Here is a 26,806-nt window from a genome sequence, read left to right as displayed (position 1 = left end):
TTCAAGTTCGTTTTTGCAGCAGTTTGATTGGGTTTTATACAAGGCAGAGGCTGCGTGGCATAGTTATTCTATGTGAGTCAGCCGATAACACAGTAGAAAACCCAATCAAGCGCTGCCGAACGGTTCTTTTGAGCGCACTTTTCTCATTGTTGCCTACATGGATGTAGGTAAGGGGCGAGAGCAGGACGCGTAAGCTTTGCTCGATATTCGCTTAGATTACTAGGCCACACATCGAGCGCCGCGATAAAAGCACGCTCAAACAGAACAAAAATAGAACAGCAAAGATCAACAGACCCTAATACCAATTCACTTAAATAGCTGATCATCCTAGCGGGCTAAATATCATGCTAACTGCGTTAGAATTTATCAATGTAGAACACTATATAAGAAAAATTCCGCCTTGTTAGCATTGCATTTATCTAGCGCTATCTGTGATCACATACTTAACAGAATTGGTATCAACAAAATCTTTGATTGTGAAATTTGTAGAGGTTTGCTAATTTATGCGTGTTATGAAAAATACATTACATATTTCGACTATCACATCATTCACATCTTGGTGGCGCTCACAATAGAGCGGCGCAGGATTTTGACATTCTTAAGCTGCTGGTAGGTAGCTTAAGCAACGTGTCTTTTTTGTATCTCCAGTAGCTATTTTTTATCTTAGAGATACACAATGAAACAGACAACATCACAGCAAAAAGAAATAATTTTAACCGGCGACAGAGCCACAGGCCCTCTGCATTTAGGGCATTATGTTGGCTCACTAAAACAGCGCACCCAGCTGCAACATCTGCACGAACAAACCATTTTAGTCGCCGATATGCAGGGCCTAACCGATAATGCCCACACCCCAAAGAAAGTCAGCGAAAACATTTTAAATGTGGTGGCTGATTATTTAGCGGTGGGGATCGACCCTGTTAAAACCACTATTTGTTTGCAATCAAAACTGCCAGCATTTGCTGAACTCACCATGTTTTACAGTAATTTAGTTACCATTTCACGCTTAGAGCGCAACCCAACGGTGAAAAGTGAAATTCAAAGTAAAGCCTTTAATCGCAGCGTTCCCGCAGGGTTTTTAACCTACCCAATTTCGCAAGCCGCGGATATCACTGCGTTTAACGCTACGCTTATTCCGGTGGGTGACGATCAACTGCCGATGCTTGAGCAAACTAATGAAATTGTTAGAAAAATCAATTCACTTGCGGGCAAACCGATTTTAAATGAATGCCGTGCGTTATTAAGTAATGCGCCGCGCTTACCAAGTACCGACGGTAAAAACAAAATGTCTAAAACCATGGGCAACACCATTAATTTAGGCGCAAGCGAAAAAGACATTCGTACCGCGGTAAAATCGATGTACACCGACCCAAATCACTTGCGAGTAGAAGACCCTGGGCAAGTTGAGGGCAATGTTGTTTTTACCTACCTTGATGCGCTTCACCCAGACACCACCTATGTTGCCGAGCTAAAACAGCAATATCAACAAGGTGGATTGGGCGATGGTACAACTAAAAAAATTTTAGAAGACTGCTTGCAAACTCTTATCGCCCCAATTCGTGAAAAACGCGCGATGTATTTAAACGATAAAGCCCAATTGATTGATATTTTACGTAAAGGCAGCGAACACGCCGACCTTAAAACGCAACAAGTTTTGCTTGATGTAAAAGAGGTGTTTGGCTTGAATTTGTTTTAACCCATTTGTTAACTGTTGAGCGATGGTCACTCACAGTTAACTTGTTTATTAATATATGAAATTAATTCACATTCGCATTAGTTTTATTCGCTTGTACCTTTATTAATAACTTCTATACTCAATTGGCTTATATTTTGCGTTAAAAGGATATATAGCGAATATTTCGTCTTATTTGAGATTGTCTGCATCAATTTTGTGCATAAAAAGTTTTTTATGCACTGTCACGAAGCGTAAATATTCCTATGTTTAGATAATCACAGTTTATACGCTGGGCAGTTTGAAGCGTGTTAGTTAAATGGAAAGGAAAAAACAATGTTAACTAAACGATTTTTTAAGACCAAGCAAGAAGCAGAAGTAACATTTGAATTTGCAGCAGAAGCTGACACCCATGTGTCGTTGGCGGGCGAATTTAACGACTGGCAACCTGTTAGTATGAAGTACGTTAAAAAGGATCAGGTTTTTCGTACCAAACTTCGCTTACCTATAGAGCAAGACTTTCAGTTTAAATACCTCATTAATGAGCAGGAATGGCAAAATGACCATGCTGCAGACCACTATTTACTAAACGAGTTCGGCACTGATAATTCAGTTGTTTCTACAACACGAGCTTAACGTGCGTGAATGAAGTAGAACAATTGTGCTATCTACAAGGGGTAGCACTCGATTATGTCGACTATTACGGCCAACAAAAGCGTATTGACGATGACGTAAGGCGCGCCATTCTTACGGCATGTGGTCACCATGTGTACGATAACGAGTATGTCCGCGATAAAAATCGTCAATTGGATGGTTTACCTTGGCAGCAGGTGTTGAGCGAGTTTCAAGTTACATCATCAGAAAACGCGTTTTTGACAGTACGTGCACAGACGTTTGAGCCTGAAAAGCAACTCGAATTAGTAATTGCAGACAACCAACAAGAGTGCTGCCGTTTATCGGTATCACTTAACGATAGTATGGAAGAGGGCAATTACGTATTAGATGGTGTGCGCTATTCTCAGTACCGCATTACGTTGCCAAAACTAACGCCTAATTATTATCAGGTTGAGTTAATTTATCGCTCTAACATAACCACATCGCAAGCTTTTAATGGCTCGCTGGCAGTTGCTCCTGTGAGTTGTTACTCATTGACTGAGCAGCAAAAGGTATGGGGCATTTCGTGTCAGCTTTACACCCTTCGTGATAAACGAGAAAGTGGCTTTGGCGATTTTTCGTCGTTGAAAGAGCTTATTCAGCGCAGTAGTGAAAAAGGCGCGGATTATATTTTGCTTAATCCACTGCACAAACTGTTTGTCACTGAACCAGAGCGGGCTAGCCCTTATAGCCCAAGTGACCGCAACCAAATTAATCCACTTTATATCAGTCCACGGCTGTGCGTTGATTACTCATTGCCAAATGGTGAGTATCAAAGTAATGCAACGCACATCGATTATCGCCAAGCAACCACCCATAAATTTAAATGCTTTAAAGTGATGTATTTAAATTTCTGCGAATTGGAATTAGCAAACGCAACGCAACGAGCGAACGAGTTCCGCGAGTTTGTTGAGCGCTATCAAACCTGGCAGCTTTCTGAATTTGAATATTATTTGCAGTGGGTTGCCAAAGAGCAACTGGATTACTGTCAGCGCTATGCCAAAACCAAAGGCATGACGATCGGGCTTATTTTAGATCTAGCCGTAGGCTGTACCCGCGATGGCGAAGAGTATAAGCGTAATAAAGCGCTGTTTGTGGAACATGCAAATATTGGTGCGCCGCCTGATCCATGGGCCCTTGATGGGCAAGATTGGGGATTGGCTGTGCCCGACCCGTTGAAACTAAAAGAAACTAATTTTGCCCACTTTATTAGTTTAATTCGCGCCAATATGACCGCCGGCGGCCTGCGTATTGATCATGTTATGGGGTTATTGCGGCTTTGGTGGTGTGTCAGTGTCGATGAGCAACCAGCTGGCTGTTATGTGTATTATCCATTTAATGAGTTACTGGCGATTTTATGCTTAGAAAGTCATCTAAATCAATGTGTTGTAATTGGTGAAGATTTGGGGGTTGTGCCACAGCAAATTAAGCAAAGCTTAGACAAGGCGCATGTTTATGGTAATGATATTTTTTATTTTGAAAAAGATCAGAACGGGCAGTTTATCGCGCCACAAGCGCACCGCAAACATGCAATGTTGATGATAGCAAATCATGATGTCGCGCCATTTTATGCGTGGTGGCAACAGCGTGATATTGAAACACGAAAATCGTTTTCGCTGTACTCAAACCCTGAACAATTTGGCTACGATATAACGCAGCGCGAGCAAGATAAATTAGCCTTGCGCGAATGGCTAAAAGCGGCAAACACATTACCAAACTCAGATGATGCGAGTGCTATTTATGCCGCAGTTGTTGCGACACTGAGTGCATCAAACTCGCAATTTTTATGTTTACAACTGGATGATCTTAGTGGCGAAACCTTCGCAGTCAATATTCCAGGAACCGATCAAGAATACCCTAACTGGCGACGTCGCCTATCACGCAATTTGCTTACTATTTTTGGCCCAATGTCCCATGAAGAGCAACACACCAGCGTGCAACAACAGCGATTTTGGCAGTTGCTAAATGCTAGGAGAAATAATGTCAGTAGCTAACTTTGCTTCGCTCAATGAACTTAACGAAGCACACAACACGTTAGAAAAAGCACATTCGCTGCACCGTGGCGATTTTATCGATGCGTTTAGCTTTTTGGGTAAACACACTATTAATAATGAATTAGCGGTAGTTCGCTGTTATATACCAGGAGCTAAAAAAGTCGCGATTTGTAGTGAAAATCAACAATTAGCTTTGGAAAAGTATCAAGATACCGCGCTTTTTCAGTTGGTAATAAGTCACAATAAAGTCGCCGTGCCAATTAAACTTGATATTGATTATGGTGATTGTCAGGTGCAGCGTTACCATGCATATAGTTTTGAATCGAGCCTTGATAGCGAAGCAATGTATTTGTTTAATCAAGGTTCGTTGGCACATGCATATCGTCACTTTGGCGCGCATTTAATAACGCAGCAAGGGGTTAAAGGCACACGTTTTACCGTGTGGGCACCCAATGCAAAAGCGGTTTCTGTGATTGGTGATTTTAATCATTGGGATGCCAGTTGCTACCCAATGCGCTTTCACCCTGCATCTGGGGTGTGGGAAATTTTTATCGGGGAAGATTTAAGCGATAAAAATTACAAATACAGCCTGCTAACCGAGCACGACCAACGCATAGAAAAAGCCGACCCATTCGCGCTGCAAATGCAGTTGCCGCCCCATACGGCCTCGCGGGTAGCTAGCTTACCAAAAGCTCCTACGCCAATTTCGCCGATTAACAAATTCGATCAAGCAATTAGTATTTATGAAGTGCACTTAGGTTCGTGGCGTCGCAATGTAGAGCAAGGTAACGGTTATTTGAGCTACCAACAACTTGCCGAACAATTGATCCCGTATGTATTAGATCTTGGGTTTACCCATATCCAATTAATGCCAATCAGTGAATTTCCATTTGATGGCTCGTGGGGCTATCAACCCGTTGGCCTTTATGCACCAACCAGTCGCTTTGGCGATATTAATGAATTTGCAGAGTTTATTCGTCAAATTAAAGCCGAGGGGCTAGGCGTATTGATTGATTGGGTGCCGGGGCATTTTCCAAATGATCCGCATGGCTTAGCAATGTTTGATGGCACTCATTTATATGAACATGCCGATAAACGCCAAGGCTACCACCCTGATTGGAATACCCATATTTATAATTACGACCGCGCTGAAGTGCGTAGCTTTTTGCTGTCAAACGCCACATATTGGCTGACGGAATTTGGTATAGATGGTATTCGTGTCGATGCAGTGGCATCGATGCTGTACCTTGATTACAGCCGCGAAGAAGGGCAGTGGGTAGCAAATTGTTATGGTGGCCGCGAAAACCTCGGAGCCATTAGTTTACTGCAGCAAATTAATGCCAGTGTTTACGGTGAAAATCCAAATATTGTCACGGTTGCTGAAGAGTCTACTGCATGGCCGGGGGTGACCAAACCTACTGACCAATCGGGCCTAGGCTTTGGTTTTAAATGGAATATGGGCTGGATGAATGACAGCCTAGAGTATATGAAAAAAGATCCCATTTATCGCCGCCATCACCATAACGAGATGACGTTTTCATTAGTCTATGCGTTTAGCGAAAATTATATTTTGCCGCTGTCGCACGATGAAGTAGTGCACGGTAAAGGCTCACTAATTAATAAAATGCCGGGCGATGACTGGCAAAAGTTTGCGAACTTACGTGCATTTTATGGCTTTATGTGGGCGCATCCCGGTAAAAAACTACTGTTTATGGGCGGTGAATTTGCTCAATATGATGAGTGGGATCATGATAAGAGCCTAGACTGGCATTTACTTAATGAGGCTAAACATCAAGGTATTTCTAACCTTATAAAAGCGTTAAACACAACCTATAAAGCCACTCCGTCATTATACGAAAAAGATAATAGTGGCGAGGGCTTTCGCTGGATTGATGGCGGCAACGCCGATCAAAGCGTGTTTAGTTTTATTCGTAAAAGTAGCAGCGAACCAAATGTAATCGCGATATGCAATTTTACGCCCGAGGTGCATGAAAACTTTAAATTAGGTGTACCAAAAGCAAAACGGTATCAGTTGGTATTAAATACCGACGAAACGCAATTTGGTGGCAGTGGCGTATTAGTTGAAAACGAATTATCCGTAATCAAAGAAGATAATCATGGCTTCGAATACAGTATATCGTTAACGCTTGCACCACTTGCGACCTATTATTTGGTGGCAAAATAATGGTCTCAGCCCGTTTTGCAATTCGCCCGGGAAACACCTCGCCACTGGGTGCAACACCAAGTGAAAACGGCACTAACTTTGCTATTTTCTCTGAACGCGCAACTAAGGTTGAGCTGTGCTTGTTCGACCAAAGTGGTCACAGCGAGATAGCGCGCATTCCACTTTACCGCGATGAGCAGGATATTTGGCATATTTTTATTCGCGGCGTGGGGCAAGATCAGCTCTACGGTTACCGAGTTTACGGCAAATACAACCCGAAAAAAGGGTGTTACTTTAATCCCAACAAACTGCTGTTAGACCCTTATGCAAAATCATTGTTTGGTGAGTTTAGTTGGGGCAATGCGCACAGTGCAGATGAAGCGTTTTGGCAGCTTGATTCGGCAATGGATATGCCAAAATGTAAAGTATCAACACTGCCTTTTTACACGGGTACTAAACCGAATATTCCGTGGCATAAAACGGTTATTTATGAATGCCATGCCAAAGGCGCAACTAAACAATATACCTCTATTCCCGAGGAATTACGCGGTACTTACTTGGGGTTAGCTCACCCCAACTTTATTTGGCATCTAAAAAGTTTAGGCATTACAGCCATTGAGTTGTTACCAGTGCATAGTTTTATTAGTGAAGCGTTTTTACCAGAGCGTGGCTTAAGTAACTACTGGGGTTACAACACCCTTAACTTTTTTACGCCGCACTTAGCCTATGCCCATACTAAGCAAGAACGAGAGTTCCAGCAAATGGTATCGGTACTACACGAAGCGGGTATTGAAGTTATTATTGATGTGGTTTTTAACCATACCGCTGAGGGTAACGAGCAAGGGCCAACCTTGTCGCTTCGCGGCATTGATAACCAAACTTACTATCGATTGCAGCAAAATAATTTTGCCTATTATGTAAATGACACTGGCTGCGGTAACACGCTAAATATTTCACACCCTAAAAGTTTACAGCTGGTAATGGATAGCTTGCGCTATTGGGTGCAAGTGTATGGGGTTGATGGTTTTCGCTTTGATTTAGCCAGTATTTTAGGCCGTGACCAAGATGGCTTTAAAAAACACCACACTTTCTTTCAAACCCTCGCGCAAGATCCCGTGTTAAAAGGCGTGAAACTGATTGCAGAGCCTTGGGATTTAGCGATTGATGGTTATCAACTCGGTAATTATGTTGCTCCGTGGCGTGAGTGGAACGACCAATACCGAGATACAGTGCGCAGCTTTTGGCGTGGTGATACCAGCATGCTGCCAGAGTTTGCTCGTTTCTTTCACGGCTCAAGCCATTTGTTTGAGAAAAAAGGGCGTTCGGTTACCTCTAGTATTAACTTTATTACCGCCCACGATGGCTTCACCTTGGCCGACTTAGTCAGCTATACCAATAAACATAATCTAGCCAATCAAGAAGAAAACCGCGATGGTCACGATCATAATTTATCGACCAACTGGGGCGTTGAAGGGCAAACCGAAAACAGTGAAATCAATGCATTGCGTTTGCGTGCGCAAAAAAACCTGCTGTTAACCTTATGTTTATCTAACGGTGTGCCAATGCTGTGTGGCGGCAGTGAAGTGGCACATTCGCAAGGTGGCAACAACAACGCCTATTGCCAAGATAACGAAATAAGCTGGATTGATTGGCACGCTAACGGGTTAGACGAGCCGCAACAGCATCCGCTGTATCAGTTTATTAGTCGCGCTCTAAAACTACGCAGTGAATTTTCGTTGTATCGCCAGAGCCACTTTATTCACGATGATGACCCGCGCTTTAGTGTTACTTGGTTAAACGAACACGGTGCGCTAATGCAAGACAGTGATTGGCATAACCCGACGGCCATTGCCTTGGTTATTTAATGGAAGATATTCAAGACGATAAAGCACTTTTACTGCTGTTTAATGCATCCAGCAATAACGTAATGTTTAAGTTGCCGGAGCAAGAAGCGCATCATTGTTGGCGTATTCGACTGTCATCGCATTCTAACGAACGGGATGATGAATGCGTAAGCCCAGGACAAATGCTCACTCTGAGTAGCTACAGCGCATGGGTGCTTTCAAGCCACATTAAAATGCCCGCCAGTAAGCAGCATGCAACAGATACATCCCAAACGTTCAATTTAACTAAGCAAGGAGTTTAGTGTGAACAAGCAATCAAATTTAGCCGATAAAAAAACGCCTTTACCTTCAAGCATTATTGAAAATTCAGATCTGAGCGAAGACTTATATCGCCATTTTTATTACACCTTAGGACGCGATCAGGTCAATAAATCGCAGCGTTATTTGTATCAAGCGTTAGCACTTACCATTCGTGATAGGTTGGTGGCAAAGTGCCGTCAAACTAACCAACAGCGTGATAGCGCGCCACATAAACAAGTGGCGTATTTATCGCTCGAGTTTTTAATGGGTCGTGCGCTAAATAACGCGATTTTAAATTTAGATTTAGCACCTGAAGTAACCGAGGCGCTTACCCAATATGGCAGTGAACTTGAGCAGGTTGCTGCGGCTGAACACGACGCAGGCCTTGGCAACGGTGGTTTAGGACGTTTAGCGGCGTGCTTTTTAGATAGCTGCGCCACACTAAAACTACCTGTGGTTGGCTACGGCTTACGCTATGAATATGGCATGTTTAATCAATCACTTGAGCAAGGGCGTCAGGTTGAACAGCCCGATCACTGGCTACATGAAGGTCATCCGTGGGAAATAGCTGCACCAGAGCAAAGCCAGCGAGTGAAATTCTTTGGTCATGTGGAAGTGTATAAAGATAAACATGGTCGCGAGCATCGCAACTGGGTGAATACGCAAGATGTGTTAGCTGTGCCCTATGATGTGCCGATCCCAGGTTATCGCAATGATGTGGTTAATCGCCTACGTCTTTGGAAAAGCGAAGCAACAGAAGAGTTTGATTTAAGAGAGTTTAATGCGGGCAGTTACCCAGAAGCAGTTGCCAAAAAGAACCAAGCTGAACAAATCACTATGGTGCTTTATCCGAACGATGCCAGTGAAAACGGTAAAGAGCTGCGTTTACGCCAGCAATACTTTTTATCAAGTGCCACACTGCAAGACATCATTGCTAAATGGGTAAAACAATACGGTGAAGATTTCCATAATTTCCCGAAGTACCATGTTTTTCAACTAAACGATACACACCCTAGCATTGCCGTAGCAGAGCTGATGCGCATTTTACTGGATGATCATCAGCTCGATTGGGATAAAGCATGGCAAATTACCTCAAGTACCATGGCGTATACCAATCATACCTTATTGCCTGAGGCGCTAGAAAAATGGCCAGTCAGGTTATTTGAGCGTTTACTACCGCGTTTACTTGAAATTATTTATGAAATTAATGCCCGCTTTTTACAACAAGTAGCAACCTGCTGGCCGGGCGATACACAAAAGCAGCGCGATATGTCGCTAATTGAAGAAGGGCCAGAGCCCAAAGTTCGCATGGCATATTTAGCCATTGTCGGTTCGTTTTCGGTAAATGGTGTGGCAGCGCTTCATACTGAGCTACTCACCAGCGGCTTATTTAGCGACTTTTATGCGCTGTGGCCAGAGCGCTTTAATAACAAAACTAATGGAGTAACACCACGGCGTTGGTTGTCGCATTGTAATCCGAAATTGTCGCAATTAATAAACCAACAAATTGGCGACGAATGGGTCAGCGATTTCAGTAAAATTAATGCATTACGAGCAAAATTTGATAATAAATCGCTGCATAAAAAATGGCAAAAAGTGAAGCTTGAAAACAAACAAGCATTGGTAGATTTAGTCGAACGTGAAACTGGCGTTGAGTTTGATGCGACCATGCTGTTCGATGTGCAAGTAAAGCGTATTCATGAGTACAAACGCCAGTTACTTAACATTTTGCATGTTATTCACCTTTATGAACGCCTTCGCGAAGGGGAACTAGAAGGCTTTACACCGCGCTGCGTGTTATTTGGTGGTAAAGCGGCACCCGGTTATTTTATGGCGAAATTAATTATTCGCTTAATCAATCATGTGGCGGATGCCATTAATAACGATCCGCTGGCAAAGCCTCACTTACGCGTTGCATTTTTACCTAACTACAATGTAACGGCGATGGAAACCATTTGCCCTGCAACCGATCTTTCAGAGCAAATATCTACTACAGGTAAAGAAGCGTCGGGCACTGGGAATATGAAGTTTATGATGAATGGCGCACTGACCATTGGCACCTTAGATGGCGCAAACATTGAAATTTCAGAAGCGGTTGGCCTAGATAACTTCTTCTTGTTCGGCGCTAAAGCTGAGCAATTGGCGCAAATTCGAGAGCATTATAACCCCAATGACATCATTGCAAATTCACCAAACTTATCACGTGTGATTACATTGATTGAAAGTGGTCATTTTAACTTATTTGACCCAGACTTATTTCAGCCACTGATCAACTCAATTCGTGATAACCATGATCAATGGCTCACTGCTTACGATTTTGACAGTTACGTTAAAGCGCAAGAAGCCGCAGCTGCACTTTACCAAGACCAAAGTGCTTGGACCCAAAAAAGTATTTTAAATACGGCCGCATCAGGTATGTTTTCGAGCGACCGCACCATAAGCCAATACAACTCAGATATTTGGCAAGTTAAGGCAATCGAATTCAACAAGGCACAAGGAGAACGTAATGCCTAATTCCGCAAATCGTTATATAAGTAACCTTACCCGCGACACCTATGCACTGATTTTGGCTGGTGGCCGGGGCTCGCGTTTAAAAGAATTAACCGATTGGCGCGCAAAGCCTGCGGTGTATTTTGGCGGTAAGTTTCGCATCATTGATTTTCCGCTGTCGAATTGCATTAACTCGGGCGTGCGCAAAGTAGGTATTGCAACGCAGTATAAATCCCATAGCTTAATTCGCCATGTTAATCGCGCGTGGGGTCACTTTAAAAAGGAACTAGGTGATTCAGTTGAGATTTTACCTGCATCGCAACGCTATAGTGATGACTGGTACTGTGGCACGGCTGATGCGGTGTATCAAAATATGGACATTATTCGTCACGATTTACCAAAGTACGTAATGATTTTATCGGGTGACCATGTTTATCGTATGGACTATGGTGAGTTGATTGCTAAGCACGTAGAAACGGGTGCAGATATGACGGTGTGTTGTTTAGAAGTGCCCGTGGAAGAAGCGGCAGGCGCTTTTGGTGTGATGGCCGTAAACAATGAAAAACGCGTACAGCGCTTTGAAGAAAAACCAACGAACCCTGCGCCATTACCGAACGATCCAACTAAGTGTTTAGCATCTATGGGTAACTATGTATTTAATACAGAGTTCTTGTTTGAACAATTGAAAAAAGACGCGCAAAACAGCTGCTCTGGCCGCGATTTTGGCCACGATATTATTCCATCGATCATTGAAGAGCATAATGTATATGCGTACCCATTTAGAGATACGCGTCAAGGTGGCACGCCTTATTGGCGTGATGTAGGTACGCTAGATTCATTCTGGGAAGCCAATATGGAGCTAGTATCGCCAACGCCATCGCTTGATTTATACGATAGAAATTGGCCTATTTGGACCTATCAAGAACAATTACCGCCCGCTAAATTTATTTTTGATGATGAAACACGTCGCGGTATGGCGGTGGATTCAACAGTGTCAGGTGGTTGTATTATATCAGGCTCAACCATTCGCAAATCACTGCTTTTTTCAAATGTGCATGTGCATTCGTATTGCACCGTCGAAGAAACCGTTGTGTTACCGGGCGTTGTGATTAACCGAAACTGTGTCATTAAAAAAGCCATTATTGATCGTAGCTGTGTTATTCCTGAAGGGTTAAGCATCGGCGTTGATCACAAACAAGATGAAGCCAATGGCTTTAGAATTTCAAGTGGTGGCGTGGTACTTGTTACGCGCGATATGATTGCTGCGCTTGCAAAAAAGTCGCAAGAAGCGGATGCCGAAACTAATAAATCTTCAAGCCAAGCGGCGATTGCATAAGAGGACTGTATGCGAATTTTGATGTTAGCGGCCGAAAACGATTGTATTTCGGGCGCGAAAGTTGGCGGTGTCGCCGATGTAATTCGTGACGTGCCAAAGGCACTTGCAGAGCATAATATTAATGTGGATGTGGTGATCCCCGATTATGGTTATTACCACAGCCATTACAACGGTGAGTGTGTCGCAGAAGTGAGCTTTTCATTTGCTCACCAGCAACACACTGCCTATCTTTATAAATTGCACGCAATTTCAAATGATAACGTAACCCAGTATGTGGTGGTGCATCCGCTCTTTCAACAAGCTGGAGAAAGCCGCGTTTATTGTCATGATGAAGATAACCGCCCATTTGCCAAAGATGCCACCAAGTTTGCGCTTTTTTGTAATGTAATTGCTGAATGTATTTTACAAGGGCATTTAGCGGCAGACATTTTTCATTTGCATGATTGGCATGCGGCAACTTTAGCTGTGCTACTGAAGTTTGATACACGCTATCGCGACTTTGCCAACACTAAGCTGGTATACACAGTACATAATTTAGCGCTACAAGGTACGCGACCATTTAACGGCGATGATTCAAGCTTAGAGGCGTGGTTTCCAAGTTTAAGCTACGACGGCCAACAATTATGCGACCCGCGTTATCCGTTTTGTTATAACCCAATGCGCGCAGCAATCAGTTTGGTTGATAAAGTACATTTTGTATCAGACAGCTATGCCGAGGAGGTGCTCTGTGCCAGCGACCATCAAAATGGCATTTATGGCGGCGAAGGGCTGGAACAGGTACTTGCAGACAATAGCGATAAAATTGTTGGCATTTTAAATGGGTGTGAATACAGCAACGAGCCTGAGCCGAAAGTCACGCTCGATTGCTTTTTACGCAGCAGTAAATCTTGCCTTCGAAACTGGATGAGTCGTTTTGAGCACTTAAAAACCGTGCATTACCTTGCTAATGAGCAAATTACACTATGGCAAGATAGCCCTCAGTTTAAAGGCCCCATTGTTTCAAGTATTGGCAGGTTAACTGAACAAAAAGTGCGTTTATTACTTGAACGCGCTGATGGTGAAGTGGCACTAAGTACAATGCTTAACCACTTAAGCGAAAAAGGCGGCCGTTTTATTATGCTTGGCAGTGGCGACAGCCATTACGAGTTTTTGTTAATGCAGCTTATGGCAAAGCATAGTAACTTTTTGTTTTTAAATGGCTATGGGCAAAGTTTGTCGGACGATCTATATCTGCTTGGCGATCTCTTTTTAATGCCAAGCTCGTTTGAGCCATGTGGCATAAGCCAGATGCTTGCGCTAAAAGCAGGGCAACCTTGCATTGTGCATGGGGTAGGCGGTTTAAAAGATACGGTAAAACATCACGAGAATGGTTTTGTGTTTGAGGGGAATACCATTAGTGAGCAAGTGCACTCGCTGCAAAGCGTATTTAACGAGGCGCTAAACTGTTACATGAATGACACTGCACAGTGGCAAACTCTGGTGCACACCGCTAAAGCCAGCCGCTTTAGTTGGCAAAGCAGTATCGAGCAGTATTTAGCTAAACTATATAACAGCTAATATTATAAATAACAGTTAGTTGCATTGTTTAAATTAAATACCAATGTTAGGGTGACTAAATAACACTAGTCACCTTTTTATTTATGAAACCTTTTTTATTAATCACATCTATTGTTGTTTCTTTGTTGTTTTCAAACACCATAAGCGCAAAGCAAATCGCCTTTACATTTGATGACGCACCGAGGCAAGCAACTGGCTATTTTGATGGGCCAACGCGCGCGAAAACACTGATTAAAGAACTAAACGATCATGGCATAAAACAAGCGGCATTTTTTGCAACCACACGCCATTTAAATGAAGAGGGTAAAGCGCGATTAAAGGCGTACGCCAATGCTGGGCATATTATTGCCAATCACACCCATACCCATCCAGATATCAATAAAACCAGTTTAGAAGATTATTTGCAGGAAATTACAACCGCCCATAATCTAATTAAAGACTACCCAAACTTTAAAGCTTGGTTTCGCTTCCCTTACTTGCGAGAAGGCGATACTCAACAAAAGCGTGACGGCGTGCGTGATTATTTAGCCAAAAATGACTACCGCAATGCATATATCACACTTAACAACTACGACTGGTACATTGAAAACTTGTTTCAAGATGCACTAAAAAATGGCAAAGAAGTCGACTTTGATAAACTAAAAGAGTTTTACATTGATGTAATTGTACAAGGTGCACAATACTACGATGAATTGGCAATAAAATATTTAGGTCACTCGCCCAAACACGTTATTTTGCTACACGAAATGGATATTACCGCCCTGTTTGTTGGCGATTTAGCCGATGCTTTTCGCGAAAAAGGATGGGAAGTTATCTCGCCAGAAAAAGCCTACCAAGACCCAATTGCCAGCTACCAAACCGAGCGCACTATGAAATACAACCCCGGTCGCATTGGCGAAATTGCAAAAGACAAAGGGCAAACAAAACAGCTTTGGCACAACACCTTAGATGAAGTGTATTTAAAAGCACGCTTTGACAAGGAAGTGGTGAATAATTAGCTGTCAGCAACAAATGTGTAAATTTACGCAGAGTAATACTATTAAATATATTTTGTGTTTCATAAACTCTAATTTACAAGTGGGCAAAAATTGCACGTACTACCTTTTTACAAGCCAAAAAAAGCGTGCATATACCGAACTTAGTAGGCCTCTGATCTCAAAATCTTATCTTCCTGTAAATAAAAGAAAAAAATTTGCCTGAATCGTAATTAATCTTTTATAATGCCGGCTGCGATTTTTTACGCGTAAAGATATTTACTTTATTCAGGGAAGAACTTAGATGTCGTTTGTAAAAGGATTAGTTGCCTTTTTTGCAGTTATTTTGCCGTCTGTAGCTGTTGGGTCAAATGCATATAATATCAGTACGACAGGACGCTTCGATGTATCTACATCGAATAGTTTTGTGTTTTCTGCATCTGATTGTAGCCGCATTGTTAGTGTGCAATATACTAACTCTGAAGGGGAATTAACTGATTCACAGTTAACTGACCAATGTGAATATTCGTTTAGTCTCGCTGAGGGCAATCAACCAGCGATAACGATAACCTATATTGATGGCACAACCGACACTTATAGTGAGTCATTCTCGCAAGACACTATTTCCCCTGAGATCTATTTTGAAAGTGTCAACGTCATTGAAGAAAATGAGCAACAATCGCTAGTAGTAACCTATCAAGCTACAGATAATGCGGATATCTCAAAAGTAGGGATTGATTTAAAGGGTATAACAGCATCGGCATTAAGAGGTGCAGGTGGTGTAGTTGACAATGCTTTAACTAGCGCTTTTGCAAATTCTGCAGGTTACCAAATCATAATTCCGAAGACCAATGCTCAAACCAGCTTTTCGTTAAAAATTCCTTTCGACAGAAAACTGTCAGCCCAACAAATTTACGCAGATGGTTTATTGCTTCTGAATGCATATGTAATAGACGCATACGGCAACAAAGCTGTTACGTCTAGTATCGAAAAAACGGGAGGAGCATTAGAAGAAAAAGTGCTTGGCTGGCGCGTATTCCCTGAACGAGTTTCGATAAATGACCCGTTTCAATCTGTGACTTTATTGCCTTACATTAATTTTGAATTCCGTGGCGAAACGGTTAGCGCAGGAGAAGGGCTGGGTGTAACTTACACATCCTCTGATCCAGAGCATGTTAAGGTGAGTAGCGATGGAACGGTATATGTTTCACCAGATGCTGATAGTAAAAATGCCACAATAACTGTTAATTACCCAAGTTTAAATAGTATTGATGTTCCGATAGAAGTAAATTTTTCAAAGAAATTAAAAGGTCTTTCATTTGGTAGCGAGACGTTAACAATTCCGTCTTTAAATAAAGCAATTACACTTCCTCCAATTGAAGCTATATATGAGAATGGCGATAAATTCCGAGTGTCTCAACAGTATGCAGTCGATATAGAAATCCCTGAATTTGCGAGCAATTACTTAAAAATAGAAAATAATGAAATTACTTCGCTTTTACCAATCTCATCGACAACGCCAGTATTATTAACATTTTATTTAGCGAACGACCCGACAATAAAGGGGGAAGTCGCGGTTTCAGCAATAGATGCTTTGCCGAATGTTGACCTAACTACACCGATTGAAATTGTTAAAGGGAAACAAGCAACATTAGTCGCCAAACCAGTAGACGATGTATCAGTATTCAAAGTAGATTTTCTAGTTGAAGGCAAACTGGCTGCAACAGTTACTTCGCCGCCATATGAATTTTTAATTAATATATCTGAATTCCAAACAGCGCCGAACGTAAAAGTACAAGCGAGAGTAACCGATAGCGCGGGTCAAACTGGTTACTCGGCTCAAAAGTCAATTATGGTAATTGATGAAGACTCGATAGTTATTCCAGATATGACATTTGAAAAGCCAATCCAAAATCAACGGGTTGTTGCAGGAACTAGAGTTGACTTTAAACTTAGTCATAACCTTGGTGAAGCGAAAAAAAGTTTTGAAAAAACAACTGGGATTGAGCGCGTAAATTTTTATGTAGATGGAAAGAATGTAGGTACAGCAAGTTTCCCAGGCTTTGAAGTACGAAAGATTAAGACTCCGTTAGGAGAAGAAAAAGATTACCTGTTTGAAACTTGGTCACTAAAATACAATACACAAAATACGACAATTAAACAGAAATCAGTCCCTGTGTATGCTGAGTTTGTGAAAGGGATTAAAACACAAGCAACACCTACACGGTTTTTAAATTTAATACGAAATACAGCTGCATCATTAAATTTGCAGCACCCTCAGCATGAAACAGATGTTATTGCGGGTGGCACGACAACGGCTGTACTTCAAATTATGGACGATACTTTATTCTTAGGTACTGACGTTGAAATACTGCTAAATGGTCGCGTCGTAGATAGTCATACGATATTTGATAATGATTATGAAGAAAAAAATGAGCTGAGTAAGCCAACAGCTATTTTAAAACGTGAAATAGATATCGACCCAGAGCTGCTAGGTGATATTGCTAATATTCAAGTAAAAGTTACTGATTTTCATGGTGAAATCACTCAAAGTGAGGTAATTCGCACTAATGTAAAATCTGACCAAGGGCCTAGTGTTTCGCTTTCAAACCCTGTCGAAGGAGATTACTGGATTGCTGGTTTACCAGTAGAGTTAAGAGCTGCAGCGAGCGATGATGAAGCTGTCAAAATGGTTGAATTTTACGTTAATGACCAGTTAATTGGCAGCGATACTAATGCGCCTTATAGCGCAGTTTTTGATGTTCCAGTGCAAAACAAAGAAGTTCAAAATTTCTCAGTTTATGCGAAAGCAATCGATAGCAAACATCAAAGCAGTAATAGCCAAGTAATCAACGTTGCAGTAGGTGTGGATAATGAAAAGCCCGTTGTTCAGTTCGTCTCGCCTAGCATCAATGGTATTTTAGCAGATTCAAGTGTCGCAAAAATCGTCACTGGCACTGAGCATTTGATAAAAGTAACTGGTTACGACAATGTAGGGGTATCAGGGTTTAAAATTAATGGTGTAAAAAAGCAAGGAAGTAAGCTTAAAGTAACGGGGGTTACAACCGATTCAATTACTGACAGTGATATTCCAATTCAGCGTTTACCTGGTGAAGCAAATTCCTTCTCAATTGCAGGCTTAGCATCATTCCCAATTTTTGATGAATCAAAACAAGTAGAGCAACAGCCATATACATTAAATGGTTACGTTACTGATGAAGCGGGAAACCAAACAAGTATTTCCCTTACGGTCGCCGTGATTAACGACCAAAGACCTAGTATATATGAAGTTGAATTAGATCAGTTAGATTATACAAGTAATAGTGAGCTTACATTGAATGTTATCGCTAAAGATGACGTAGGCGTGAAAAACGTTCAAGTTAGTTTAATTGATGAAAAGCATAACGTTCTGATTAGTCGAAAATTATCGGATCAAAGAGCCGTGACACCTAATACCAGTGTTCAAGGTACGTTTTCGATTGATCTAGCAACTTTGTCTTTAGCAAATGAGATGCAATCGATAAACCTAAAAGTGATTGCAACCGATACGATGGGACAAGAGTCGGATGTGTACAGTAACTTGATTAGTATTACACGTGATAGCGAAGGACCAGTCATAAACCTAGTTAATCCGCTTGCTTCAGAAGCATTACTTGTAGATAAGCGTGTAGTGTTCACATTTACAGCTTTTGATAAAGCGCCCGTGGAATCAGTGACAGCTTACATTGATGGTGATAAAGCGGCTGAGTACGACGCCAAGGCGGCTCGGCAAGTGATGAGTTTGTACCATACACCTAAACAGACCTCGCCGGTCAAGCTAGAAATTTCAGCGATTGATAAATTTGGGAATGTAAATAATGTTGTTTGGGATTTTAACGTTTATGAAGACCCGATTCCAAATTTAGTAATTGAGCATCCTGTCACTGGTAGCAGTTATATTGAAGGTGAATTAGTTGAGGTACTGGCGTACATAACAGATAACAGCACGTTCAGCGCGAAATGGCAACTTTTTGAGAATGGGAAAGAAGTCGACAATGGTACTATGCGGTCGGATCTTGGCTCTGCGCAATATTTAGCTTCTTTCAACATGCCTAATGTGTCTGAAGACGAGCTTAAACTAGTTGTTTCCGTTAATGATGGTGTTCAGATTGTTACCGAAGAAATAAAACTGCGAGTAATACAAGACAGTAATGCTCCAATTGTGAGTGTAGTAAAACCAAATGTCGCGTTTAGCTTGGAAACAGGTCAATCTTTTGAGGTGTCAGCTGTTGTTACTGATGATATTCACATTGATGACGTCACGCCTGTATTTATCGATAGTCAAGGTAAAAAGCATACATTGGAATGGTTTTCATTTGTTCGTAAAGATTCAATAGAACGTATCGAAATTGAAAACCCGATCACCATAGGCACTAGTATTGTTCATGAGCAAGTAAAAGCTGAAGTGAATGGTATCGTGTTTGTTCCGGGCAGCTTTTGGGGACTTGAGGCAGTTGACTATGATTTTACTCTGCATGCAGTTGATGGTGGGGCAAATCAAGGAAGTAGCGACAATGTAAAAGTGACGTTATTGCCTGATACACAAGGGCCTAACATAAATGTAATTTCACCTTTACCAACCGTAATTCAGAATGAGTTAGTAACGTTACACATCGACGTTGAGGATGCTTCAGGTTTGTCAACTATTGAGGTAAAACTCCAAGATGAAATTTTACATCAATCGCAACAGATAGATGACACATTTACATCAAAAGACCTTGGAATCTACGTTGATTTTAGTCAATTCAACCCAATCCCTAGCGAAGGTAAGGAAGTTGAACTTTCAATAGTTGCAAATGATAGGTTGAACAATCAATCACAAGTCAAACAAACAATTAAGATTGAACAAGATAAGCCTGCAAAACTAGTGCTCGATGCTGCATCACCACAGCCAATGCTTATAGGTGAACATGTATTTGTTAACGCATTAATAAGTGATGATTACGCACCTAAATCTAAGCCTGTGGTTGCTGGGTTGGTACTAATGTCGGATGACCTCGTTGATTCAGTAAAACTCTCTTACCAAGTTGAAAAACAAAACGAGATAGCCAGTGGTTTAACTTATGAAATGGATATGCTAACTGATAGCGGTGAATTTAGCGTATTTGTTGGTGATAAGCCGTGGTTGGAATTTGAAGGGAACAAGTTAAAAGCACTTTCTAATGAATTAGAGAGTAATGCAAAGTTGGTATTTAAAACGAATCTTTCAGGTGAGTTTAAAGTAAAAGTATCACCAAAACGTGCAGATGCGTGTATGGCGATTGACCAAGCTCAAGTGTATGCTTTTAATGAAGAAATAAACTTATTGGATTTAGAAGCTGACAGTCTAGATTTTGAAATTATAAGTGAAGTAAATGAATTTGCTTATTTCAATAAGTTGTCAATTACAAAACCAGCTCACACTCGCTATCCGTTACCAAACAATCCAGTTCGATTAACAGACTCTAACTACCAAAGTAGCCTTATCTTTAATACCGAACAAGGTCGCTCTTGGGTTGCATTTAGCCCTAGCTATGCATTTGGCAATGATAAAAAAGCACTGAATAGTGCAATTAATTTATTGGTTTTACCACCTTATGCACATAGACAAGATATTGCGGTCTTTGGTGTCGGTTTAGATTATTTGAGGCAAGACAACGCTTTCCACTCAATGCCTCAGATTGGCACAATGTTGATAACTGAAAGCACAACTTCATTGACTTCTGAACAGATGTCACCAACACAGTTAAACGGACTTAAGGCAGGCGAAAAGTTTGATTGGAATATTAGCTTTGCAGATGATGCGAAAAGGCTGCAAAAAATTGAATTCTTTATCAATGATCAGGTCGTAGCGTCAAAATACCCTGAACTATTTAGTGAAGACTTTACTTTATTGGGTAATGTGCCAACAAGCTCAAAAGTTAACGATGATATTTTACTCTCCGTAAACCTCACAGACTCTGAAGGAGTTGTTTCGAGTATTTCGCAGTATTACCCAGTTATAAAAAATGATTTACCTGAAATCGATTTGATTAAGTTTGGCGCGCACAACATTATTACTGATAAAAGTCGATTAAATTACGGTGAGTTTTGGGTAAGAAATGGGGCTAATTTTAACTATGATTTGACGCTTCTTGATGATACAGGCTTGTCAAGATTGCAAGTTGAACGATTATTACCTAATGGAAGCACAGAGTTAGTCTTTGAAAAAGACTATGCAACAGCCTGTGATCAAAGCCATACAGTCAAAGAAAATGTTAGTGTTGATTTAGTATTTAATCATGAACAAACCCAACAATATCGAACAACGGTTTTTGATGTATTAAATCAAAAAGCTGTCATTGAATTTTTTGTTCATCCTTTGGGGAACGTAAAGCCGGGAATTCGTATTGTTTCACCTGCACCTTCACAATCTATTGTAACTGGTGCATTCAATCTGCGAGCGCGCGTGATTGTAACAGATGATCGAAAGATTGAAGATTCAAATATTGTTACCAAATTTAATGGCGTAAAAATTAATTACCTCAATGGTGATACTGATAAAACACTTAGCTCAGTAGATAAACTGAAGCTTGCTGAAATTTATGATGAATATGAAAAGTTATACGGCGAAGAAATCGCAAAAATATATGCAAGCGAAGATAGTGAATACCTTGAAGTATTCGATTTCTATTACAAGTTGCCTGACCAAGTAACTAAAGACCAGCAAATTATTGCGCTGTCATCTGTTGTTACCGATTTAGATAATGACTTCAACAAAGATGAAGTTGTATTGAATGTTGTACCAGATAACATCGAACCATCCGCAGCAATTTTGTATCCTAAAGTAGAATTTGGTGTTGTTGAAGCAAGTAGCGTAAAAACACAATTTACCGGTTATGATAACGTCAAAGTTAGTGAATTTGAGCTATTTAAAAGGTTAACAGCAGTTAAGAATGGACAAGAGATAGCCGCGTTATCATATGATGCACCTATCCGAACAATTTCCAATATTCCGGCTAAAGATCACAATGTAATTACTACCAATGATATAGACACACCCGTTTATGATCATATTTTTCAAATTGATACACTTGCGAACATACAATCTCAATTTCCAACTATATCTGACTTTACAGATGTTACCTTCTTTGTGTGGCTAAAACTTAGAGCTGTAGATGCAAATGGCAATGAATATGAAGTTGAAAATGCATTTAAAGTGAATATCGATCAGCGACCCGTTGTAGATATTGTATCACCTAATTTGCAGTCAAAAATCGTTGAAGGAGCACCAGTTTCGGTTAACATTCACGCGCAAGATGATGTAAAAATTGAATATGTAAGGGCATCCGTATTTAACAAAGACAAATTAATTGAATCACGACGTTTTGAAAAAGGACCGTATACATTTTCATTTTATGCACCTACGCAAGCTGAGCTGAACAATGACACGATTCGAATTGATGTTGAGGCATTAGATTCATATGGCCAAAAATATAATGATGTTGATAATCATCTTGCTAAAGAGTCAATCACATTACCAATCGTGGCAGACCAAGCGCCTGTAGCAGAAATAGCATTTCCACAAAATAATGCAAATTACATTGAAGGACAAACTGTCCTGACTCAAGTTGTTGCGTCAGATGATGTTGGTATTGACAATGTATCACTACAGGTAAAAGGTTTAGTTGGTGGTGATTTAACATTATCAGATGGTAAATACCCATACGAATTTGTTTTTAAAATCCCGTTTGGTCAAACTGGTAAAGACATCGAGTTGCTAGCGACAGTTACGGAGCATAGAAAGGAAAATGCACGTACTAGTTTTAGCAACAAAACTAAATTACATGTCAGCAAAGATACTACAGCTCCTATTATTTCGATTATTAATCCGCAGCAGGGTGTTACTGTTACAGAGCAAGGCAGATTAAAATATGCCGTAGATGCAACTGATAATGTTGAAGTGTCGAGTGTTAATACACAGTTAGTATATGATTTCAATAACGATGGAGTCATTGCAAACAGCGATATAATAAGCCAAAACTTCTCACTGATACCGCCTTATAATGGCGAATTTGTGCTTCCGAAGTTACAACAATTAAATCAACATGAAAGTGAAGCTGCCCAGCTTCAAGTGCGCGTCATTGCTTCTGATGGTGCTGGAAATACTGCAGCAGAAAGCACGGGTATTCTTTTACGCGCAAATTCATCTCCTGATATCAATAACATTATTTTACTCGATACTCGCGGCATCGCTCTAGATAATCAACAATCAGTTACGGTTGGTCGAGACTTTATAGCAAATGTTCACGCTTCAGATTTAGAGTCGGGTGTTGAATCAGTTACTTTGTATCGTTCGGTGAATAATGACACGATCGAATCATACGAGGAAGTTGGGTTATCGGGTACTGCCCCCTTTACATTTGAGCAGTCAAGTCGCGACTTGAACGTAGGAGATACTATTTATTTCCGTGCAAAAGCGATTGATACGTATGGCAAAGAAAGTGATTTTAGCTCGGCGTTTGCATTTACTGTTATGGCAGATCAACCGCCAGAAGTATATATCGTTCAACCTAGTCAGCAACAAAGCTATGCAATTTCAGGCGAACCAATTGATGTATTTGTGCGCGTAAAAGATGATCTTGGTGTTTTTGGTATTGATCGCGTAAGGTTCTTAATGAACGATAAACCAGCCGCAGTGATTTACCAACCTGAGCCAAATTCAAATATATTTAAAGCACGTTTATACCCACCTGTTGATGCAAAAGGTATTAATATACAGGCGGTTGCATTTGATAAATTAGATCAGCAAGGCCTTTCAGAAGTCATTAAAGTAGGGATTTTAGATGATACAGTTGAGCCGGAGGTTGTTAATCTGGCGCCACTCGATGGTGAGATTCTTGATACCGAAAACGCGACTATTAGTTTTGTGACTTTTAAAGACTATGGCAGCAGCCGTGAGCGATTAGTAAAACAAACATGGTTAAGAGAGTATCAAAATGATGACAACCAATGGATAACACTATACCAGGTTGAGCGTGAACTGATTCGAGATGACCAAACGCTTGCCGATCTTGGTTACCAAGTAAGTGAACCTAAACATAATCAGTTTGTTTATTGGACTGAATTCAGTGACGGTAATATTTTAACATCTCAAAGCTTAAAGAATGAACGTGTTAGGGTTGTAACCAGTATTATTACAGGTCAGCACACAGTAGCACAGGAGACAACGCATTTAGTTGCTCATCCAATTAGTGAAAAAGTCTACTTTAGCCCAAAAAGCACAGCTAATGCTCTAGCTAAAACTGTACATTACAACGCACTTGCACAATATAGACAAGATGGTGCAAAGCAAAGTCTAGTGGGTGCTTGGTCGACGGTATCACCAGTGGTGAATTTACCAATATTTGCTCCATACATGCACGCCGAATCTCCAGAAATAAAAAATGAAACGGGACTTTTCCTCGCTGATTATATTAATTGGAATGAAGCCCCCGAAAATGGCGAACGATTTGTTTATTCGCCGCTGATCAATGCTAATGTTGAAATATTAACAGGCACAATTTCAAGTCTAGCCGCAGCAGATGGTCTGATTGCGGCTAGTAAAGTCGGAGTTGGATGTGTATCGGATTGTGAAGGTAATAGGTTTACTAGCGCATTAATTTCTGAACGCTCGCCAGATTCCCATATTCAGGATCACTACTCGGCGTTTGGTGAATTATTACTGTTTACTAAGAAAAACGGTGATAATCAATTTGGTGTACCTTACCTATTATCGGGCAATGCGGATTTACCTTACAAAGATGCAAATGCTGTTGCAGTTTCAGGCAACTTGGCTTTTATTGCAAATGGCTTAGGTGGTGTCCAAGTATTCAATATTACGGATATAGAAAACCCGTACAGAGTCGATTTTATAAAGCCAGACGGATATGTTTCAGATGTAACTATCTATCAGAATTATGCTGTAATCGCCGCAGGGTACCAAGGTATTGTGATCGTTGACATTACACGCCCAGATTTACCTATTGTATCTACCTTAGACACTGCAGGTTCCGCTACAGGCCTCAGTATTGAGGGGAGCGTTTTATATGTTGCAGATTCGGGTTCCTGGCAGGGGGCTGGGGCACTTCATATGGTATCGCTTGAAGATCCAAAAAACCCTCAGTTTATCGCGTCGCACGCAATCGAAGCAGCACAAGAGAACTTAACTTCTGCAGGGGCGTTTAATGTTGCTGTTTCAGGAAATAAAGCCTATGTATCTACTTTCTACCTAGACCAAGAACATGTACCGGTTAAAACTATTATTGAAATTGTTGACTTGAATCGTCTTTTAGCGATGAGAAGTGATTCAATGCAGCCTGTGTTGATTAATAAAGAGGCACAAAGTACAGGTTTTGCTGCAACTGATATAAAGCTTGTTGACAACAAAATGCTTGTTGCCGCCGGTAAAAAAGGCTTCAATCGAATTAGTTTCCCATCTCTCACTGTGATTGAACATGAACCGAAATCCGGCTCTATTTATAATCCTCGAGAAGGTCTTACAGGGCATATCCGATTATCTACGGCATTAATGCCGCAAACTGACCTTGGTAGTTTCTTAGAAGTACGAGAGGGCCACCCGACACTTGGCGTTGATTTAACAAGTCAGTTTGAACTCTCATTTAAACAATTGGACGAAGCAACGGATTACACAACAGTTACATTTAGCAGTAAGGAAGGTGTGTTATTAAACCCAAACACTCGCTTCTATGTAACGCTCAAAGCGGGCTTGCAAGCAGTAACAGGCTTCGAGTTGAGTAGTGATTATGTCTTTGACTTTTTTACTGGAAATAGTACCAATGGAGATAAGCCTGAATTATTGTCGTTAACACCATCTTGGGGTCACACTTCTGGCGGTGATTCGCTCACCATGATCATCAAAAATGTAACTGATTCGGTTAAGGTGAAATTAGGCGGAATAGAACATAAAGTGGTTTCATTTGATCGCTTAGGTGATGAACAAGTTAAATTACAAATAACTACGTTACCAAATGTATCTGGACCTGCAGCGATCGAGCTCGAAGATCAAGGTATAAAAACAGTGTATCCAGGTGCTTTTACGTATACTGATAAAATTGTAATATCCTTCGTTAGCCCAGCTACTATTAAAGCAAGTCAACGAGGTGAGGGTGACCATGTAAAAGTTATCGGTTATGGTTTTAGCCCAGATATGACGCTGACATTTATCCGTCACGACGATCCCGATATACAGAAATCGATTAAGATTGACGGTAATTATGCAACCATCGAAAGCGCAACGAAACTAAGTGTAATTGTTCCAAACTTTGGTGAATCTTTCCGTGGTTTTGTTGACCTAAAAGTTACAAACTCCCAAGGAAAAACGGCGTATTTAGCAAAAGCATTATTCTATGGCGATTTATCTGAGACTCGTTCTTTAATTACGTCACCGGTGTTTTCACTAGACGACATTAAAAAGTACAACGGAGATAGTGATAAACCAATTGATGCGCTCAAGCTACCACCAGGCAAAATTAAGGGCGTAGGATTTGATGAGGCTCAGAATCTTATTTATGTTTTGGGTGATGGAATAAATCCACAATACACCTTAAAGCCATCAGAAGTAGTCGATGAATCTTATGTTAGGAACTACTATGCGCCGAGTTGGTTATCTTTAGTTAAGTATGACGAAGCAAAAATAGATGATGCGGCGCCGATGCATGGTTTGGGCTATTATGATTTGCCGCAAACGCTTAATGCTGAAATGCTCCAAGTTACGAACTCATATGTTTATGCTGTTGCAAGAGCGGAAGATTATCCATTTATT

At 41.0% G+C, this 26,806-nt stretch carries 11 protein-coding genes (1 of these 11 cut by a window edge); all 11 read left to right on the top strand.

Annotated elements, in window-relative coordinates; genetic code table 11:
• Nucleotides 1-676 precede the first annotated feature (676 nt).
• Nucleotides 677-1,696: a tryptophan--tRNA ligase gene (gene trpS, locus C2M30_RS14025; RefSeq protein WP_105172080.1), complete on the top strand. Its 1,020-nt coding sequence runs from the start codon at nucleotides 677-679 to the stop codon at nucleotides 1,694-1,696.
• A 312-nt stretch (nucleotides 1,697-2,008) separates the two neighbouring features.
• Nucleotides 2,009-2,308, top strand: coding sequence for an isoamylase early set domain-containing protein (locus C2M30_RS14020; protein ID WP_010558178.1), 300 nt, complete (start codon nucleotides 2,009-2,011; stop codon nucleotides 2,306-2,308).
• A 5-nt stretch (nucleotides 2,309-2,313) separates the two neighbouring features.
• Entirely contained in the window at nucleotides 2,314-4,320 is a 2,007-nt protein-coding gene (gene malQ / locus C2M30_RS14015; RefSeq protein ID WP_105172079.1) for a 4-alpha-glucanotransferase, read from the top strand.
• Nucleotides 4,307-6,505 (top strand): 1,4-alpha-glucan branching protein GlgB, encoded by a 2,199-nt coding sequence (glgB, locus tag C2M30_RS14010; protein WP_105172078.1) that lies wholly within the window; start codon nucleotides 4,307-4,309, stop codon nucleotides 6,503-6,505. The genes malQ and glgB overlap by 14 nt, the downstream gene beginning before the upstream one ends.
• A complete protein-coding gene (gene glgX / locus C2M30_RS14005; RefSeq protein WP_234004741.1) occupies nucleotides 6,505-8,349 on the top strand; it encodes a glycogen debranching protein GlgX in 1,845 nt (614 codons plus the stop codon). The genes glgB and glgX overlap by 1 nt, the downstream gene beginning before the upstream one ends.
• Nucleotides 8,349-8,630, top strand: coding sequence for a hypothetical protein (locus C2M30_RS21795; protein ID WP_234004740.1), 282 nt, complete (start codon nucleotides 8,349-8,351; stop codon nucleotides 8,628-8,630). The genes glgX and C2M30_RS21795 overlap by 1 nt, the downstream gene beginning before the upstream one ends.
• A gap of 1 nt (nucleotide 8,631) precedes the next feature.
• A complete protein-coding gene (locus C2M30_RS14000) occupies nucleotides 8,632-11,142 on the top strand; it encodes a glycogen/starch/alpha-glucan phosphorylase (RefSeq protein WP_105172077.1) in 2,511 nt (836 codons plus the stop codon).
• On the top strand, nucleotides 11,135-12,454 hold the full coding sequence (gene glgC / locus C2M30_RS13995; protein ID WP_105172076.1) for a glucose-1-phosphate adenylyltransferase: 1,320 nt from the start codon (nucleotides 11,135-11,137) through the stop codon (nucleotides 12,452-12,454). Before C2M30_RS14000 ends, glgC begins: the two co-directional genes overlap by 8 nt.
• Nucleotides 12,455-12,463: 9 nt before the next feature.
• Nucleotides 12,464-14,011, top strand: a complete 1,548-nt coding sequence (locus tag C2M30_RS13990) for a glycogen synthase (protein WP_105172075.1) — start codon at nucleotides 12,464-12,466, stop codon at nucleotides 14,009-14,011.
• 83 nt (nucleotides 14,012-14,094) lie between these two features.
• The gene (locus tag C2M30_RS13985) at nucleotides 14,095-15,009 is read left to right on the top strand and encodes a polysaccharide deacetylase family protein (protein WP_105172074.1); all 915 of its coding nucleotides are present in this window, start codon (nucleotides 14,095-14,097) and stop codon (nucleotides 15,007-15,009) included.
• 280 nt (nucleotides 15,010-15,289) lie between these two features.
• Nucleotides 15,290-26,806, top strand: partial view of an IPT/TIG domain-containing protein gene (locus tag C2M30_RS13980; RefSeq protein ID WP_105172073.1) — the 5' end (the start) only. 14,307 nt of this gene lie beyond the right edge of the window; 11,517 of the gene's 25,824 nt are visible here — the first part of the coding sequence; the start codon lies at nucleotides 15,290-15,292; the stop codon falls past the right edge of the window.

This window comes from Pseudoalteromonas sp. T1lg24 (assembly GCF_002964745.1).
GTDB lineage: Bacteria > Pseudomonadota > Gammaproteobacteria > Enterobacterales > Alteromonadaceae > Pseudoalteromonas > Pseudoalteromonas spongiae.
This window is presented reverse-complemented; position numbering and strand designations above follow the sequence as displayed.